Below are 18,267 nucleotides of genomic sequence, written 5' to 3' on the forward strand. Positions count from 1 at the left end.
TATGGCTGGAACATGGACAACACAGAATAAACGTCGCCCTGGCGCTTATATTAATACGGTTGGTGCTTCACAACCTAAAGCAGATACTAGCTTAGGTAGAACGCTTTTAGTTAGCGATGTAACTCTTAATTGGGGATCAAAAGGAATAATTGAATTGAACTCTAATTCTGATTTTAAGGCATTGCTTGGTGAACCATTGAATACTCCTGAACTTGGAGCATTGAGAGAAACGCTAAAAGGTGCATTAACCGTATTATTTTTAAATAATAATGATGGTGATAAAGCAACAATCGCTAATGTTGCTCTACCTTGGACTTTTACAGCAAAGTACCCTGGTACTAAAGGTAATGATTTACATGTGTCTGTAGTTAAAGATCCTAATGATAATACAAGAATTACAGTATCAACCATCTATGAAACAGAAGTTGTTGATCAACAGGTTATTAGAACAACAACAGCAAATGGTCTTAAGTCAAATGAATATATTGATGTGAACTTCACAACTAATGAAGTACCTGGTGTTGATGACAAACCGGCAACTAATAAATTGGAGGTTTTAGCAAATTCAACAACTTATGATCTAGCAGGCGGAACTACTAAACCAGTGGAGATTACCGAATTATTGAATGATGTTCTTGAAACGGCACAATTTAATGTTGTGACCGCAGCAGGGTTTGAACCTAAGAACAATATTCATCAATTAATTGCCACAGCAGTTCAACGTTTGAGAGATGAAGAAGGTTATAAGGTTCGTGCAGTTGTTCCTGTGTATGAAGGTGGGTATGACTACAATTATGAAGGCATTTCAGTAGTCGCTAATGGCGTTGTATTGGAAGATGGTACTCAAATTGATACTACAACTGCGGCTGGTTATTTTGCTGGTATCTCATCTGCTACTGATGCAAGTAAATCATTAACTTATTCAGAATATCCTGGTGCAGTTTCAACTAATCCATCACTGAATAACGAATCAACAATTAAGGCATTAAATGATGGTTGCATCGTATTTACAGCCAAGCGTGGTGGACGTGTTGTAATTGAACAAGATATTAATTCATTGACTACATTTAGCGACAAGAAGCCTAAAGATTTTAGCAAGAATCGAATCATCAGAACTCTAGATCAGATTGCTACTGACTCGGAAGAAGCCTTTGAAGATATGTTCATTGGCAAGGTCAATAATGATTCAACTGGTCGTGACTTATTTAAGGCCAATCGAGTTTCTTATATGTCGAATTTGATGAAAACAGGCATTATTGCAGACTTTGATTCATCAGATTTAACTGTTGAACCTGGTAATGATAAGGATTCAATTTTAGTCAATGTTGCAGTAACGCCAGTTGATAGCATGGAAAAACTTTACATGACAATCGTGGTTGAATAGGAAGGGGAATGAAATATGGCTGAATCAACAAGTACTATTGGTAGTTTTTTAAGCGGTAGAGATACCATTTCAACAAAGGACGCCAAACTATATATCACAATTGATGGGAAAGTTATTCCTTTGATTGAAGCTACTAAATTTACAGCAAAGTTAGAGAAAAATAAGGAAGACGTTCAAGTTCTTGGTAGTAGATGGAAATACAAGAAAACAACAAGTGTTGAAGGTACCGGTACTTTAGGTGGATATGTAATGAGTTCAACATGGTTGAAATATGCTTTACCTTATATTCAAGGTGGCAAAGATTTATACTTTGAAATCACGATGTCAATTGAAGATGCTACTTCAAGAGCTGGAAAACAAACAGTTCATTTAGGCGAAGTTAACTTAGATGATATTCCTATTGGAGATTTTGAAGCCGATGATGGTGTAATGGAATGGGAATCAGACTTTACGTTTGAAGAAGTAGATTTGGTAACACCATTTACAGGATTTGATTTATAGGAGGAGTTTTATTAATGGCAGATGTTAAAGATTTTTTAATGGAAAATGTAGATGCAAAACCGGAAACAAGGGAGGTTAAGTTCCCTCGATTTAAAGCACCATTTGTAATTAAATCAATTACAGAAGATGAAAACTCAGTTCTTCAAAAACAAGCAACGACAAAGACTAAGGATAGACAAACACGTCAAATCACGTCAAGTGTGGATCAGTCTAAATATGTTGATCTGTTAGCAGCTGCATGTGTTGTGTCTCCCGAACTTGATAATGCTGATTTACAGAAGAGTTGGAACTCAATCGCTGATCCAGTGGGACTCTTGAAAAAAATGTTAAAAGTTGGAGAATATGCCGAATTACTCAACCAAATTCAAGATTTATGTGGTTTTGATTTAGAGGATGTGGATAATCTTCGCGAAGAAGTAAAAAACTAGCTAATTCTAGTGATACAGGCGATTTAAATTACTATTTCTATGCAATGAACGAATATCACTGGACACCTCAAACGTGGCTTTCGTTCTCAAATAGAGAAAGAGCATTAATTATCGCTGGAATTGAAATAAGAATCACTGAGGAAAAGAAGCAACAAAAAGAGGCAGAAAGAAAGGCTAAGTCCAAAGCACATCGCTAGGATTTAGCCTTTTTTGCTAGAAAGGAGGTTAATATGGCTACTATAAGTTCAACAATTAAAATTTACGATGGTTTTTCTTCGACATTAAGTAAATTAGGCTCTGGCCTAAGTAAAGGGGAATCAGGTTTTCAACGTTTTAAATCAGTTTTAAACGGTGGTGGTGCGTTTAGCGGACTAACTAAATCAGCTGGACAAGCTGGTGGATTGTTCAAATCTGTTCTTGGCGGAACTGTTGTCGGTGCTGGAATCACTAAAGGTATTGGACTGGCCACTGCTGGAATTACTTCTATGGTAGGTGAGTTGAACGAGTCAAGTAAGGCGTGGCAGACATTTGATGGTAATATGCAGATGATGGGTAAGTCACCTAAGCAAATAGCTGTTGCTAAGGGTTCCATGCAAAAATTTGCTCAACAGACTATTTACTCTGCTTCCGATATGGCCTCTACTTATAGTCAATTAGCGGCCGTCGGTATCAAGGGTACTGGAAAGCTGGTTAAAGGTTTTGGTGGATTGGCCGCTGCGTCTGATAACCCGCAACAAGCTATGAAGACACTTAGTCAACAAGCTACTCAAATGGCTGCAAAACCAATGGTACAATGGCAAGACTTTAAGTTGATGTTGGAGCAAACACCTGCTGGTGTATCTCAAGTCGCTAAGACGATGGGAATGTCGACCAAAGATTTAGTTTCAAGTGTTCAAGATGGTAAAATTGCAACTCAAGACTTCTTTAATGCTATTTCTTCTACGGGTACTAATAAGTACTTTTCAAAAATGGCTACACAATATAAGACAGTTGGTCAAGCTATGGACGGTTTAAAAGAAACTGTTGCTAATAAGATGCAAGGTGCATTTGATCGGGTTGGTAAAGTCGGAATTAAGATGGTAAGCAATTTAACTGATTCAATCGGGAATATTAACTTTGATGCGTTCGCCGACAAAGCAATGATAGTTATTGGAAAGATTAAACAAGGTATTGGCGATATGTTTGGTGGTTTTAAATCTACTGGGGCTTTGGATAATATTAAAACTATGTTTGATGATTTGGGTAATGCGGGAAGTAAGATATTTGGAAAGATGTCTGGTGGAAAAAATAATATGTTTTCACAATTAGGGGCATTTGCCGGCAGCTCTTTATCAGGAGTTGTTAAATCTATTTCTGCCATTGCAAAAGTTATTAGTAGACTGAGTCCTAGTACTATCACAGCATTAGGCAGTGCTTTTGTAATCCTAAAAGGCGGTTTAAAAGGTCTTGTGTTTACAGCCATTATCAATGGAATTAGTAAATTGAAGCCAAGTACTATAACTAAAATTGCGGGAACAATTAAAAATCTTGCAGTTGCATTTATAATTTTGAAGGCAGCTATGAAAATTGGTAGTGGAATATCAAATTTTTCAAAGATGTTTAAAAAAATGAAGACTCCTAAGACACCTAAAGTTCCTGAAACACCTGAGTTACCTCAAACTCCTAAGACTGGTGGAATTGTTCAATCAGCTGGTGCTTACATGAAATTAGGAGCAGCTTTGATGATGGTTGGTGCAGGTGTTGCTCTAGCTGGTGGTGGAATGTTGCTTATGGCTATGGCAACTCAAAGAATTGCATCATCTGGTGGTGCAGCAATAGCTGTATTCTTTGGTATGTTTGCAGCAATTGCCATACTTGCCGTTGTGGTCAAACTACTAGGGCCTGAATTTATCGTGGCCGCTGCTGGATTTTTAGTATTTTCAGCAGCCTTGTTATTGATTGGTGTGGCTATTTTCATTGCTTCTGCCGGTATAGCATTATTAGCTACTCAATTGCCTTTAATTTCTCAATATGGTGTTAGTGCAGCTGTTGGATTATTGGCTTTGGCTGGTGCTATTGCGGTATTTGGATTAGCGGCTATTGTTGGTGCTGTTGGTGTGTTAGCGCTAGGAATTGCCATTGCAGTTCTTGGCGTAGGTTTTATTATTGGTGCTGTCGGAGCATTGCTATTTGGCGTTTCTTTAATAGTAGTCGGTGCTGGTGCGCTAGTAGCTGCCGTTGGTGTATTGATGTTAGGTGTAGCCTTGGCCTTAGTATCTGTATTTGCACTTACAGGTGCTGTTGGTTTGCTATTGATGGCAGTAGCCTTGATTATGATTGCAGCTGTTGCAATTGTTGCTGGAGTTGGAATGATGGTATTTGCTGTTGCATTAATGATGGCTGCACCACTTATGATGATTGCAGCTGTTGGAGCATTGTTGCTTGGAGTTGCAGCTATCATTTTGGGAGCAGGATTAATTATCGTTGGTGCTGCACTTATGATTGTTGCTAGTGGCTTAACTATGGTAGCTTCAGCAGTTATTACCTTGGCGACAGCATTTATTATGGCTGGAACAATGATGGTATCTGCCATTGTTAGTGCTATGTCTAGAGTTGTAACAGCAGTTTCAAGTGGTATTCAGAATGCTGTAAATGCTGCTAAGGGATTTATTAATTCATTGGTTAGTGTAGGTAAAGATTTAATTCAAGGTTTAGTTAATGGTATTAAATCAATGATTGGTTCGGCTGTCAGTGCAGTTAAGAGTGTTGCTGGTAAAGTGGTGGATGCTGCTAAGTCTGTGCTCCATATTGGTTCACCATCAAAATTGTTTAACCAATATGGACGTTGGGTTGATCAAGGTTTAATCAATGGATTGAACAGAGATTCAGAAAATGCAGCTAATGCTTCAGCAAGCATGGCTCAAGGAGTAGTTAACGCCGCTTCTAATATGAATCCACAACTCGGGCCAATGACTATGAGTGGATTGACCAATAATCCTGGTGATATGTTAGCAAATAGTTTTCAACGTGCATTAGGTGTTTTAAACACTTTGATGGCAACCTTTCAAGGTTTAAACGGGTCCAATCTAGGTGTTAATGGAACGATTCAAAATGATTTAAAAAATGATGATCCAGTTATAGGCGCTGGTGGTATTGTTTCAAATGGTGCTGATAGCAGTACAACGTCAAACAGTCAAAGTACTGTTAACATTTCGCCTGGAGCAATTCAGATTACAAGCACTGGAAACAGTGATGAAGATTTAGAACACTTAGTTGGAAGATTTGAACAATATTTAATTGAGAAACAAAATGCTTCATTAAGCTAAGAGGTGGTTTATATGAATAATCATTTAGGATTTTATTTAACAAATGATTCAAATGAAACGATTGAATTGCCGGTTAATCCAGCAGAAGTGACAGTTAAGCGTGAAAGTGATGATAAATCTGAGACCGTTATTAAACTGGGTGAGGTAAACCTACTTGGTGAGGATAAGTTACAAGATATAAGCATTGAAAGTTCATTACCAATTAATCCCAAAGAAGAGCATTATGTTTCAGCGTTAGAATTATTGGACTCAGCCCAAGATTATATTGATTGGATTGAGTCAGCTAGAAAATTAAAAAAACCGATTAGATTAGTCATTTCAACTACTAAGATTTCTTTGAAATCAACAGTTGCAAGTTTTGAGTATGGTATGAAGAACGGATACGATGGCGAGTATACTTACACTTTATCGTTGAAGGAATATAGACCATTTGAAGCTAAAAAAATAGGCGTTAAACAACAGCCAGTACAGACTGTTGAAGAACGTCCTAGTCCACCAAACAAGGTGGGTATGGGTTCAACGGTGATTGTTAACGGTCAACTACATAGAGATAGCCAAGGCAATGGACCGGGGCAAACAGAACAAAATGCAACTAGAAAGATTTCTCTAGTTGCTCCTGGTGCTTTATATCCATATCATGTCGCTACTTTAGATGGTGGTGCTCGTGGTTGGGTCAAAGAAAGTGATGTGAGATCAGCATGATTACTAAGTTTACTATTGGTCGCCGACATAGTGGTGATACTTGGGATGTTATTAATTTAGTTAGTGATATCAAATGGGTTACTGATTTAAACTTTGCTGCAGGTACATTAACATTTGATTTGTTATTCGATAGTTCGTTTTATCCTCAAAATGGTGATCTAGTTGAATTTCAATGGGATGAGCAAAAAATATTTTATGGTTATATCTTTAAGGTGAATTTCAAAGAAGATAAAAAGTTTAGTATTACATCTTATGACAAGACTAGGTATCTGAAGAATGAAGATTCATTAGTCTGGCCAATCTCAACTATTTCTGACCGATTCGATACTGTTTGTAAGATGGCTGAAATCAGTCATACAGTTGTGAATAGCTCTAACTATAAGCTTCCTGCTGAAGTTGCTGATGCAAAGACTTATTTCGACATGTTGAAGGCAAGTATTGATAAGACGCAGAAAGCCACTAATCAAATGTATTATGTCTTTGCTAACTATGATGTTGTTGAATTGAGGAAAGCTCCACATAACGAATTGAATATTATTGTTGGTGACCAGTCATTGTTGACTGGCTTTTCTTTTGAGAAAAGTATTGATGAGGCCGCTAATTCGGTTCGTATTATTAAAAAGAATCAAGCTGAATCGCAACAAACTAGTTCAACTTCATCTGATAGTGAAGAATCTAGCGGTGATGATCCCGCTAAAACTAGTTTCTCTTATGCTGATTCAAGCAATATCAATATTCGAGATTGGGGTAAACTTCAAACAGTCGAAAGTGCTAAAGATAAAGCCAATGATGCCCAAATGAAACAACGAGCAGATGAATTGTTGAAAGAAAAAGACAGGGAAACTTATACGTTAAGTTTGACCTGTTTAGGCGACACATCTTTGGTAGCTGGCAATTCTGTGAATATTCAAATTGATGATTTATCAAAGGCCGGATTTTGGATAAACAATACAGCAATTATGAAAGCTACCCATAATTTTGGCAATGATTATACATGTGATTTAGAAATGAAGGTGAATGAACCATGGCTGGAGAACAACTCCTCAACATGATGAACAGTAAGGGCGGCAGTGAATCAGATTATGCCGATATTGTTTATGGAAAAGTAATTTCAAGTGATCCATTAAAGATTCAGACATCTAACCAAATGATTTTGTCTGAGTCTTTTTTAGTACTTGGAAGACAGGTTACCAAACATCAGGAGCGTATCAGAGTGCTATCTCATCATGATTCTATTGGAGATACATCCGGTAATCGGCCCGATGTTTTTGAAACGATTGAAATTGACGGAACATTAAAAGATGGTGATTCAGTAGTGATGATCCGTTTTAACGGTGGTCAGCAATTCTTTGTACTTGAAAGAACAAATGACAGGACCGGTGATAATGATGGATAATCCTACTTTGACTTATCAAGTTAAGAATGGTCGTATTTTGAACAAAATAGATGGTCATGAAGCGATGATTCAAGCGGTCGATAAAATTTTGAAAACTGAACGATTTGTTTATCCAATCTATGGCAATCAATATGGTAATGATTTCTTTGAGCTTTTTGGAAAGAGTTTTGATTATGCAACTGTTGAAGTTGAGAGAATGGTTAAAGAAGCACTATTGGCTGATGATCGAGTTTTGACAGTTACTGTTGATGATGTTCAAGTCATTGATAGAACCATTTTAAAAGTTCATGGATTATGCACAACAATCTATGGTGATATTCCAATTGAAAGTGAGGTGAGTGTAAATGACGCCTGAAGATTTATCTAACAAGATTGAGAAACAAAATTTTGACTTTTACCTATCTCAAATGATGAAAAATGTTCCTGATGATATTGATAAACGACAAGGTGCAATTATCTATGATGCTTTGGCACCAGCTGCTATGGTTATGGCTCAACAATCATTGAGTTTGTCCAATGTTGTTAAAGAAAGTTATATCAAAACCGCAGACAATGAATTCCTTGATTATCGAGCGATTGAACACGGAACTTCACGACAATTAGCAACTGCAACTCAAGTCAAAGCCAAGTTTTTAGATTCAAAAGGTAATACAATTGACAACATCGATGTTGGTGATAGGTTTGCCAGCTTAGGAGATACTCCAATTTTTTATAAAGTTATCAAAATTAACGCTGATTTAACTGGAATGTTGGAGGCGGAAGAAGTTGGTACCCGACCTAACGGATATTTTGGCCAGATTCTTCCAGTAACACCAAATGATATTTTGTCATGGGCTGAAATTGTAGAAGTATCTATTCCTTCCAAAGATAATGAAACTGATGAGCATTTGAGAAACAGGTTACTTTCAACCGATTCATGGATTGCATACGGTGGAAATATTGCCGACTATTTAGATATGCTTTCAAAGATTGATTCAGTTGGTTCTGCACAAGTTTATCCAGTTTGGAATGGTGGAGGAACGGTCAAACTGGTTATTTTAGATAATGATTTAATGCCAGCTAGTGAAACACTGTTGAAGCAGGTCAAAGAAACTATTGATCCAGTCGATGCCGAAAGTGAAGGCTACGGACTTGCTCCAATAGATCATAATGTCAAGGTGGTTGCACCAGAACCCATTACAATTGATATTTCAACAAAGGTTGATGTTGATACTCAGGCTGACATTGAAACCTTAAAACCCAAGATATTGAGTGCTATTGAAGATTATTTCAAACTTAGAAGAATTGCTTGGAGTCAAATTAATAAGGCCACTGGAAGAGGCTATACACTCACTATTTATCGTTCTCAAATTCTTTCAGCAATTATGAAAGTAGATGGTGTCGTGAATGCATCAATTCCCACGCTGAATGGTATTGATGATGACATTGCTTTGACTTTTAATAATGATTTATCACAGTTGCCGGTATTAGGTGAGGTGAATTTGAATGGTTAAACTTCAAGATTACTTACCAGAATATTACGACGATGTTTATGAAATGCAGAAATTGGTAGCAGCCGAACAAGTTGACTTTAGCGACTTTGATGATTTGATTTTGAGAACATTACTAAACCAATTTGTAATTCAGGCCGATTTGCAAGGTATTTCAATTTATGAAGACCAGTTAGGTATCAATCCTAATCCAAATGATTCACTTGAGACACGTCGATACGATGTATTGATGAGAATGTTGCCACCAAAGCCAATAACTTTGAAGTATTTCAAAGAATTGCTTCATACATTAGATATACCTGCTTCAGTTGATGTTGACTATGCAATTAGAAATGTTGTTACTAATGCAAAAAGAAGTGAGATTAGCAAAGACCAGATCAAACGTTTGAAATATCTACTAAACGTTTATCTGCCTGCTAATCTCACTTTTCAAATTATTACGACTTCTGAAACTGAAACGGAGTTGAAGATGTTTGTAGGTGTGGCAACCAATTCTGAAATTGATACTGTATCTAATCCAAGATTAATTACGTATGCTGATTCTAAGACTGAAGTTTATGCTGGCTCAATCCCATCACAAGTTTTAGTTATGGCAAAATCAAGAGCGCTAATTAAAGAAAATACTGAGGTTAATAGTAAACAATTTATTGGTTCTGTGTCACCACAAATAACTATTGAACTAAAAACATATCCAAAGGAGTTGAGTACATTTGTCTAAATATAATGAGACAATTTTGACTGCAGGCGGCTTAGATTTAGCTACTAGAGCGGCTAACGGCAAGACAAAATTTACCATCACAAAAGCAACTGCCACAGCTGATGATTTAACAACAATGAGCGAAACAGATTTACAAAATTTAATAGTATTGCCTAACGAAGTTCAAACGGGTTCAATTACTAATCAAACTGAAAATGTTCCTACTTCAAAGAGTGTAGTCGGAACTGAGATTTTATTTACTAATCAAGGTATTGATAAAGGATATTTGGTTAATGCTGTTGGTCTGTATGCTAAGGAAGATGGCAAGGATGAAGAAATTCTTTATGCTTTGAACACCGCTGTTGAACCTGAATTTATGCCAGATTTTGCAGATCAAGTGTTATTACAATTTAGAATTACCATGTATGTAATTGTTGGTCGTACGGAAAATGTAACAGTGACTATTGATCCTAGTGGTATGGCATCAAAAGACTATGTTAATACTAAAATTGCTGAAATTGATGTTAATGACAAGATTCAAGATGAAGATATTGCTAAGAAATTGCAAAACAAATTAGTATATACAGACAACAAAAGTCAAGATAAGAATGTAATGACTCAGGTTGCTGAAGCTTTAGGCTCTGCTGTTTACGGGTTTAAGACTATTGATAAAGATGGAAATGTTACGAGTATTCTTCCCGACTCTGACTCGTTAGTAACATTACCTGGGGAATGGAATAACAATACTGGTGGGAGCACTGATCCAGATCATCCTGCTGCAGGTGTTGATATTTATCCTGGCTCATTAGCAAATGGAGAAATTACTGAACGACATTGTTTATGGCAAGGAAATTCAGACCCAACTCAAATTACTAATGTCAGTTTTAGTCAAGATGTTGGTGCAAAAATGGATAGAGTAGGAGAAGGTTTAACTTTTCTTTTATATATTCAAAGAACAGCAATTAATAAAGGCCTCAAAGGTGATGCAGTTAAACTTCCATTTAACTACGATCCTAATAACCTTGCTAAGGAAGGATATTATACGACCACTGCACCAGTTCCTTCATATATTAGGGCTAAAAGTTTTGAAGTTGATAAGGAACAAGTTGTTACATATAACGGGATTGGTGAGAATTTAACCACTATTAAGAATCACCAATCTCCTGGCGTTGGTTTTACTTTTAAAGCTGATAAGACAATGGATATTAGACCAATTCAAGGTTTTGATAATGATGGTGCTGCTGATGGTATTACGGGTTACACATATGATGTTGTAGTTGAAGTGATTGCTGATTATAGTATTCAGACCGCCGTTCAACAGTTACCTGCTTCCATTAACTTTTTTACAGGCAGTGCAAGTGGGGACATTGCTTTGTCAGGAGTAAGTGACTTTTTTGAAAATTCCATGGATGGAATTGAAATTACAATGGAAGATTATATGTATATTAGGTCATCACCATCAGGAACATTACAGGAAAGAACTTTAGCAACTAATATCGTTGAAAGTCCAATTATTAGGATTCCTAAGGATAAACTAATACAAGGTATAAATAATAACATGTCTTTTAAATTAAAAGTAATAGCATCGGAAACAGGGAAATTACAACCACCTATAAGTACAGATAACAATAAATTAGGAGCAAGTGGTGTGAATTGGCAAGTTAATGGGAGCACCAGTTATTATTTTTTAGGATTCGATATTTCGAAGCTGATAATAAATAAGGCTTCTATTTCAATAAATGTCGTACCAAATTTGAAATACAGTGTTGGTTCTCTCTGGCAAGGAAGTACTTGGAGTTGGAATGCCGTGAAGGTTTCGCCATATAAAAATTAAGGAGGCAGAAAATGAAAATAGCAGTTCAATTAAATTCTGATAGAAATATCATTGATACTTATTTAAGTCCTGAAGATGGAGCTAAGTTGCAGGTTCAAAAATATAGTAATCAAGGTTGGCTACTAGTTGATAGTGATTCGACCTTTTCTACTGAAAATGAATATCAATGGACGGTTCGGGAGAGCGATAACAAGTTAGTTCATATTAATACTAACCAAACGCCTGAAGAAGAAAGAGACACTGTCATATCTAATTTGACACTTCAGAACTTACAGCAAGCCAATGAAATTACAGAGTTGAAAAAATTTTCCTCATCTCAAACCCTTCAAAGTCTTCAAAATGCGCAAGATAAGGAAAACTTGCAAAAAGTTGCCACTAGCCAAGCAATGCAAATTTTGGAATTACAAAAGAGTGTTTCTGATATTAAATCAGAAGCTACAACTAATTAATAGGAGGAATTAAATTATGGATACAGCAACATTGAAAATTGTATTTGGATGGGGAATGTTAAAAGCTTCGGACTTAGAAACATACGTACCTGGTCAAATCTCAGAGGTCGATTTCAAGGATATTACAGGTGAAGAATTTAAGAAAGAGGGTTAGTAGATGCTAGCCTTTTTATTTTGGAGTGATGTGAATTGAAATATTTAAAACAGAATCATTTTTGGCTTTTAACAGGAATGGAAACATTCGCTCTAGGACTTTTATTTATATCTAATGGTAACTTTATTGATCGACCACCATCGGCGCCACCCTTCATAGCTAACGTTGATGATCCACCATTTGCAATTGCATTAATATTGGTTGGACTCTATGCGATGTTTTCATGTTTTGATATTTTACATCATGCAAGAAAAGAGTTACTTACATTTATTCTCTTATTTGTTTGGACGTTCTATCTTGTGATCTTCTCAATTCATGATTTTACATCACCGATATTCATGCCAAAGTTCACAACAATTTTTATATTATTTATTGTCGTTCGAATTTTGTTCGAAGCATTCTGGAGTGATCCAAATGATTGATACGATAAGGGTAGCAATTTCAGCTGTAGTAGGTGGTGTGGTAACAGGTGTTTTCGGCGTGTGGTTACAAAGGATTAAGAATAAAGGAACTAACGAAAGTATTTATGCCGATCATACAAAAGAATTGTTTGAACGGTTAGATCAGATAACTCAAGAACGTGATGATTTAAAAGAACAAGTTATTAAGTTACAGGGACAAATTTCTCAACAGAATGAATTAATAAAAAAACAGAATGGAATTATTGATTCACTTAATGAGCAAGTTGGGGAATTAAATACGAAATTCGATTTAATGGAGGAAAGTAATGCAGATTATTGAAGGATTAAATTTAATTGATGTAGCACAACTTACAGTTATTGCTATCTTGTGCTACGTCCTAACCAACTCGATCAAAAATACAAAGGTCGTTGATACTAAATGGATGCCATTTGTATCAATGGCTTTGGGATTGGTGTTAGCAATAGTTACAGCTCTGGTATTTCATGATAAGGAAATTGGCAAAGCTATTATTGCAGGCTTGTTGGTCGGTGGCTGGACATCAGGTATGTTTGATGGTATTCAAGGTTTCTTAAACGATGGAGGTACATCAGAATGAAGAAAAAACTAGTTTATATTGTAAGTCTGCTGATTGCAGGCTTATTTTTTTGTGTAACTAATGTTAATGCTGCTCGTACTGATATGGTTGATGTATCTAATCATAATGGGTATATGACAATCAGTAATTTTCAGGATATGCTTAATAATTATGGGGTCAAAGCTGTAGTTACTAAGATTTCTGAAGGTACTTACTACCATGATTACACTGCAGCAAATAACATCTACACGGCTCAACAAGCCGGGCTTTACATTAATGGATATCATTTTGCTAGATACACGACTGTGGAGGGGGCAATCGCTGAAGCTGATTATGCTGCTGCTTTAGCTAAGTCGGATGGCCTACCAGTTGGTTCAGTTCTAGTAACTGATGTAGAAGCTGAACAGCAAAATGGATTATCAAGGGCAACTAATAACGCAAATAACAAAGCGTTCATGGATCAAGTTGCTAAGTATGGTTATCGGTCTGATGTTTATACTATGAGTTCATGGCTAGGCAGTAAGATGGACGTTAACAGTGGTGGCTGGATTGCTTCATATCCTTACAATGCGTCTGACAAGTCTTGGTATTCAGGAAATCATGCTTGGCAATGGGGAAGTACTTATAATTTTGATGGCAGCTATGGTAATTTCGATGTTTCTCAAAATTATGATAATTTCTATACTGCTGATCAAGTCACTGAAGTTGACCCAAATCAAATCATTAGTAATATAGTTTCAGTTAAGGGTAATAATTATAAGGCTTATGCAACATATGATTCTAATGGCATAGCAAACGAAGGCACTAATATTGTTTCAGCAACGGATTGGGTATCTAATTCGATTGCAGTAATCAATATGAAACCTTATTTTGTGATTGGTAGAAATATTCTATTACCACAATCAACGACAACATTTAAAAATAAGGCAGTGATTAATTACAGATCAGATTACGGAGTATTAGCATTCAATTCGAAAGGACAATCTATTAAAGACTCTAATCAAATATTCAAAGGTGGAACTGAATGGAAAACCGAAGATTCATTAATCGATATTCCAAATGTCGGCTGGTGCTATAAAGTGGCAACTAATGAATTTATTCCTGTTAGATATCAACAGGGATCAGGATATAATGGTTAGAAAAAATTAAGAGCAATCAACCTATTTTTATTAATAGATTGATTGCTCTTTTTATTTTGTTATGAAATTTATCTTAACCATTCCACACAGATTTTAAATTTTTTCGTGACGTTGCCGTGACGTTGTTTTGTTGAAAAACGTTCAAATTCATTGAAATTGTATATACTTCAAAATGCTGTTATATTAACGTTTTGAAGCAATATGAAACTATTTGAAACTCTATAAAGCGAACTACGAGAATCGAACTCGCGACACTAGCTTGGGAAGCTGGTATTTTACCATTAAACTAAGTTCGCATTTCACAACTCTTTTATTATACAATATTTTATTTCAAAAAGATAAAGAATATTTAAAATTATTCTCGGAATTTACAATATAAATTGATTTTTAGTTTTCATTACCATAAAATCAAGAGTGGTGATAGATTTCTATCAATAAATTGCATCAAGGAGAAGATTATAATGAAAAAAACATTGGTTACTTTTTTGGCCGCTGTTTCATTAATGGGTGGTTTTGCTACCGTTGCTACTGGTTGTTCAAATGCAAGCAGTACAAAACAAGTAGAACAACATTCTGCTAGCAAGATTACAAAAGCTGAAGTTAAGAATCACGATTATGTTGGTGTAAGTGCTGATAACAAGGATGAATACCTTACATTCTTTACAGGTAAGGATCACAAGACAGTCCAATTTGTTCGTGTTAGCAAGAATGGTTCAGAGAAAGCTATCTCTGACTTCAAGAAGGCTAAGTTAGTTATGGATAAGAAGAACCCTAAGAAGTTCAAGATTGACGGCTTTAGAGTTCTTAAAGAACCTGACTTCAACGATTGGGTATTCGTTAAGGTTGGCAAAACAACTATTAAAACTCCTGATGGCAAGAAATGGAAACTATATAACGGAACACATAAACAAGCAGTTAAGGCTGTTCAAAAAAACGGTAAATAATGTAAAGGGAAGTGAACAATCACTTCTCTTTTTTTATACTCAAGTTTTCAATAAGAATAGACTTATAAAACGATAATCTTATTCTTTTAGGTAAAAAGTTATCCCAAACCCAAGTGAATCACCAAGTTAAAAATTATTTATTCTAAAAGATCATTCAGAAATTTATCTGAATGGTCTTTTTTTGATTACTTTTTAGCTTTTTTTATGAGCAAAATTTTGTAAGTTTTGTAATTTCAGAAAGCGTTTACCAAATTCTGGCTATGATAGAAAAATTTTTTTAAATTTATTTTTGGTTAAAAAAATTTTAATTAGTTGTATCCCTTGCCAGTCATGGCGCCAATCGTGATTAATTGTAAAATTAAAAATCATGTAATGTTACAATTGTCAACTCTGAAACCACTTGCAAAAAGTAGACACCTTGGATATAGTAGATGTCGGTAACGGAATTCAAAATTAAGGAGTGATTTTTTATGACAAAACCAATCCATGTTACTTCAGAAATTGGAAAATTAGATGTAGTAATGTTGAAACGTCCCGGACAGGAAGTTGAAAACATTACACCCGACACAATGCCCCGACTATTGTTCGATGACATCCCATATTTACCAATTGCCCAAAAGGAACATGACAATTTTGCACAAATCTTGAGAGATAACGGAACTGAAGTTCTCTATCTTGATGATTTAGCTGCTGAAGCTATTGACGCCGGAAACATCAAAGATGCTTTCGTTGAAAAGATGCTTCGCGAATCTGATTTTGCTACTGGTGCAGATCATGACGCATTGAAGGAATTCTTGATGAGCCTTGATACTCCAGCTCTAGTAAATCAATTGATGATCGGTGTTCGTAAGAATGACATTGACTTTAACCCGACAGATCTTGTCAGTGCCGCTGAAGACTCAGATTATCCATTCTTCATGGATCCTATGCCAAACCTCTATTTCACTAGAGACCCGGCAGCATCAATCGGTGAAGGATTAAGTATCAACCACATGACTTTCGCTGCAAGACAACGTGAATCAATGTTTATGGAAGCAATCATTGCTCACCACCCACGTTTTGCTGACAAAGGACTTCATGTATGGCGTGATAGAAATCACACACACCGTATCGAAGGTGGGGACGAATTAGTTCTTAGTGATCATGTCTTAGCAATTGGTGTTTCTCAAAGAACATCAGCAACTGCTATTCAAGATATTGCTAGAAACTTATTCAAAGATAGTAATTACGATACAGTTATTGCTATCAGAATTCCTCATAACCACGCTATGATGCACTTGGATACTGTATTTACAATGATCAACTATGATCAATTTACAGTTCACCCAGGAATTCTTGGCGAAGGTGGCAAGATTGATACATGGACAATCCATCCAACTAAAGATGGTGACCTATCAATGGAACACAACCAAGATCTAAAAGCTGTTCTTAAGAAAGAACTTGGCTTAGATGACCTTGACTTGATTCCAACAGGTAACGGTGATCCAATCATTGCACCTAGAGAACAATGGAATGATGGTTCAAATACTTTGGCAATCGCACCTGGTGTCGTTGTTACTTATGATCGTAACTACGTATCTAACGAAATCCTTAGACAACACGGCTTGAAAGTTTTGGAGACTGTTTCAAGCGAATTATCACGTGGTCGTGGGGGCCCTCGTTGTATGAGTATGCCATTAGTTCGTGAAGACTTGAAAAAATAGTTTCATTGACTAACAAACTATTTTAAAAACTAACGCTTATTCTCGATTTGGAGGAATGATTTTGGATTATAAAGGTAAAGAAACATCAGTATTTCAAGGTAGAAGTCTTTTAGCAGAAAAAGACTACACACCCGCTGAATTAGAATATTTAATTGATTTCGGACTACATTTAAAGGCCCTCAAGAAGAAGGGTATTCCTCATCATTATCTAGAAGGCAAGAACATTGCATTGTTATTCGAAAAGAATTCAACACGTACACGTTCAGCTTTCACAACTGCAGCTATTGATTTAGGTGCACATCCAGAATTCCTAGGATCAAACGACATTCAACTTGGAAGCAAGGAAAGTGTTGAAGATACAGGTCGCGTACTTGGTAGTATGTTCGATGGTATCGAATTCCGTGGATTCTCACAAAAAACTGTTGAAGGCCTAGCTAAGTTCTCAGGCGTTCCTGTATGGAATGGTTTGACAGACGAATGGCACCCAACACAAATGCTTGCTGATTTCATGACAATGAAAGAAACATTTGGTGATATCAAAGGTAAGACTTTGACATTCGTTGGTGATGGTCGTAACAACATGGCTAACAGTTTCTTAGTTACAGGTTCAATGTTGGGTGTAAACATTCACATCGTTGCACCTAAGGAACTATTCCCAGATCAAAGTGTTATCGATACTGCACAAGGTTACGCTGACAAGTCAGGTAGCAAGTTCATGATCACAGATAACATTGACGAAGGTGTTAAAGGCACTAACGTTATCTATACTGACGTATGGGTATCAATGGGTGAAGAAAGTCAATGGGACGAAAGAATCAAATTGCTCAAACCATATCAAGTAAACATGGATATGATCAAGAAGACAGGTCAACCAGATGACCAAATCATCTTTATGCACTGTCTACCTGCTTTCCATGATACAAATACTAAATATGGACAAGACATTAAGGCTAAATATGGCCTAAATGAAATGGAAGTAACAGATGAAGTCTTCAGAAGCAAATATGCACGTCAATTTGAAGAAGCTGAAAACAGAATGCACTCCATTAAAGCCATTATGGCAGCAACTCTAGGTAACTTGTTCATCCCTAAGGTTTAATTAGTTATTGAAGAAGGGGCTAATCGTAATGGTTGGCCCTTTTTT

Annotated in this window: 20 protein-coding genes and 1 tRNA gene; 20 read left to right on the forward strand and 1 reads right to left on the reverse strand. The window is 36.2% G+C overall.

Annotated features, from left to right (window positions below):
• Position 1: 1 nt before the first annotated feature.
• The 17 genes from FD31_RS05425 to FD31_RS05500 all read left to right on the forward strand — a co-directional run bounded on the left by FD31_RS05425 (position 2) and on the right by FD31_RS05500 (position 14,476).
• The gene (locus FD31_RS05425) at positions 2–1,384 is read left to right on the forward strand and encodes a phage tail sheath family protein (protein WP_057891751.1); all 1,383 of its coding nucleotides are present in this window, start codon (positions 2–4) and stop codon (positions 1,382–1,384) included.
• A 15-nt stretch (positions 1,385–1,399) separates the two neighbouring features.
• A complete protein-coding gene (locus FD31_RS05430) occupies positions 1,400–1,885 on the forward strand; it encodes a phage tail tube protein (protein WP_057891752.1) in 486 nt (161 codons plus the stop codon).
• 14 nt (positions 1,886–1,899) lie between these two features.
• Positions 1,900–2,313: a phage tail assembly chaperone gene (locus FD31_RS05435; protein ID WP_057891753.1), complete on the forward strand. Its 414-nt coding sequence runs from the start codon at positions 1,900–1,902 to the stop codon at positions 2,311–2,313.
• A 230-nt stretch (positions 2,314–2,543) separates the two neighbouring features.
• Positions 2,544–5,618: a tape measure protein gene (locus tag FD31_RS05440; protein ID WP_057891754.1), complete on the forward strand. Its 3,075-nt coding sequence runs from the start codon at positions 2,544–2,546 to the stop codon at positions 5,616–5,618.
• Positions 5,619–5,630: 12 nt separating this feature from the next.
• Complete coding sequence (locus FD31_RS05445) at positions 5,631–6,320, forward strand: hypothetical protein (RefSeq protein ID WP_057891755.1); 690 nt, start codon at positions 5,631–5,633, stop codon at positions 6,318–6,320.
• Positions 6,317–7,372: an XkdQ/YqbQ family protein gene (locus FD31_RS05450; RefSeq protein WP_057891756.1), complete on the forward strand. Its 1,056-nt coding sequence runs from the start codon at positions 6,317–6,319 to the stop codon at positions 7,370–7,372. Before FD31_RS05445 ends, FD31_RS05450 begins: the two co-directional genes overlap by 4 nt.
• Positions 7,369–7,716 carry a DUF2577 domain-containing protein gene (locus FD31_RS05455; RefSeq protein ID WP_057891757.1) on the forward strand — a complete coding sequence of 116 codons (348 nt, stop codon included), beginning with the start codon at positions 7,369–7,371 and terminating at the stop codon, positions 7,714–7,716. The genes FD31_RS05450 and FD31_RS05455 overlap by 4 nt, the downstream gene beginning before the upstream one ends.
• Positions 7,706–8,071, forward strand: a complete 366-nt coding sequence (locus FD31_RS05460; protein ID WP_371862671.1) for a DUF2634 domain-containing protein — start codon at positions 7,706–7,708, stop codon at positions 8,069–8,071. Before FD31_RS05455 ends, FD31_RS05460 begins: the two co-directional genes overlap by 11 nt.
• The gene (locus FD31_RS05465; protein ID WP_057891759.1) at positions 8,061–9,209 is read left to right on the forward strand and encodes a baseplate J/gp47 family protein; all 1,149 of its coding nucleotides are present in this window, start codon (positions 8,061–8,063) and stop codon (positions 9,207–9,209) included. The genes FD31_RS05460 and FD31_RS05465 overlap by 11 nt, the downstream gene beginning before the upstream one ends.
• Positions 9,202–9,924 (forward strand): putative phage tail protein, encoded by a 723-nt coding sequence (locus FD31_RS05470; RefSeq protein ID WP_057891760.1) that lies wholly within the window; start codon positions 9,202–9,204, stop codon positions 9,922–9,924. Before FD31_RS05465 ends, FD31_RS05470 begins: the two co-directional genes overlap by 8 nt.
• On the forward strand, positions 9,917–11,737 hold the full coding sequence (locus FD31_RS05475; protein ID WP_057891761.1) for a phage tail-collar fiber domain-containing protein: 1,821 nt from the start codon (positions 9,917–9,919) through the stop codon (positions 11,735–11,737). The genes FD31_RS05470 and FD31_RS05475 overlap by 8 nt, the downstream gene beginning before the upstream one ends.
• A gap of 11 nt (positions 11,738–11,748) precedes the next feature.
• Complete coding sequence (locus FD31_RS05480; protein ID WP_057891762.1) at positions 11,749–12,186, forward strand: hypothetical protein; 438 nt, start codon at positions 11,749–11,751, stop codon at positions 12,184–12,186.
• Between the two features lie 16 nt (positions 12,187–12,202).
• On the forward strand, positions 12,203–12,340 hold the full coding sequence (locus FD31_RS14075; protein ID WP_147007338.1) for an XkdX family protein: 138 nt from the start codon (positions 12,203–12,205) through the stop codon (positions 12,338–12,340).
• 77 nt (positions 12,341–12,417) lie between these two features.
• Positions 12,418–12,762 carry a hypothetical protein gene (locus tag FD31_RS05485; protein WP_147007339.1) on the forward strand — a complete coding sequence of 115 codons (345 nt, stop codon included), beginning with the start codon at positions 12,418–12,420 and terminating at the stop codon, positions 12,760–12,762.
• Positions 12,755–13,081 (forward strand): hypothetical protein, encoded by a 327-nt coding sequence (locus tag FD31_RS05490; RefSeq protein ID WP_057891764.1) that lies wholly within the window; start codon positions 12,755–12,757, stop codon positions 13,079–13,081. The genes FD31_RS05485 and FD31_RS05490 overlap by 8 nt, the downstream gene beginning before the upstream one ends.
• Positions 13,068–13,358, forward strand: a complete 291-nt coding sequence (locus tag FD31_RS05495; protein WP_057891765.1) for a holin — start codon at positions 13,068–13,070, stop codon at positions 13,356–13,358. Before FD31_RS05490 ends, FD31_RS05495 begins: the two co-directional genes overlap by 14 nt.
• The gene (locus tag FD31_RS05500; RefSeq protein WP_057891766.1) at positions 13,355–14,476 is read left to right on the forward strand and encodes a GH25 family lysozyme; all 1,122 of its coding nucleotides are present in this window, start codon (positions 13,355–13,357) and stop codon (positions 14,474–14,476) included. Before FD31_RS05495 ends, FD31_RS05500 begins: the two co-directional genes overlap by 4 nt.
• Before the next feature lie 225 nt (positions 14,477–14,701).
• Here the strand turns inward: FD31_RS05500 and FD31_RS05505 are convergent.
• Positions 14,702–14,772, reverse strand: a tRNA-Gly gene (locus tag FD31_RS05505).
• Between the two features lie 165 nt (positions 14,773–14,937).
• Between FD31_RS05505 and FD31_RS05510 the strand changes: the two genes are divergently transcribed.
• From FD31_RS05510 to argF, 3 genes are all read left to right on the forward strand, one after another.
• Complete coding sequence (locus FD31_RS05510) at positions 14,938–15,420, forward strand: hypothetical protein (RefSeq protein ID WP_057891767.1); 483 nt, start codon at positions 14,938–14,940, stop codon at positions 15,418–15,420.
• A 470-nt stretch (positions 15,421–15,890) separates the two neighbouring features.
• The gene (gene arcA / locus FD31_RS05515; RefSeq protein WP_057891768.1) at positions 15,891–17,123 is read left to right on the forward strand and encodes an arginine deiminase; all 1,233 of its coding nucleotides are present in this window, start codon (positions 15,891–15,893) and stop codon (positions 17,121–17,123) included.
• A 55-nt stretch (positions 17,124–17,178) separates the two neighbouring features.
• Positions 17,179–18,222 (forward strand): ornithine carbamoyltransferase, encoded by a 1,044-nt coding sequence (argF, locus tag FD31_RS05520; RefSeq protein WP_057891769.1) that lies wholly within the window; start codon positions 17,179–17,181, stop codon positions 18,220–18,222.
• Positions 18,223–18,267: the final 45 nt, after the last annotated feature.

This window comes from Companilactobacillus nantensis DSM 16982 (genome assembly GCF_001435815.1).
Classification (GTDB): domain Bacteria; phylum Bacillota; class Bacilli; order Lactobacillales; family Lactobacillaceae; genus Companilactobacillus; species Companilactobacillus nantensis.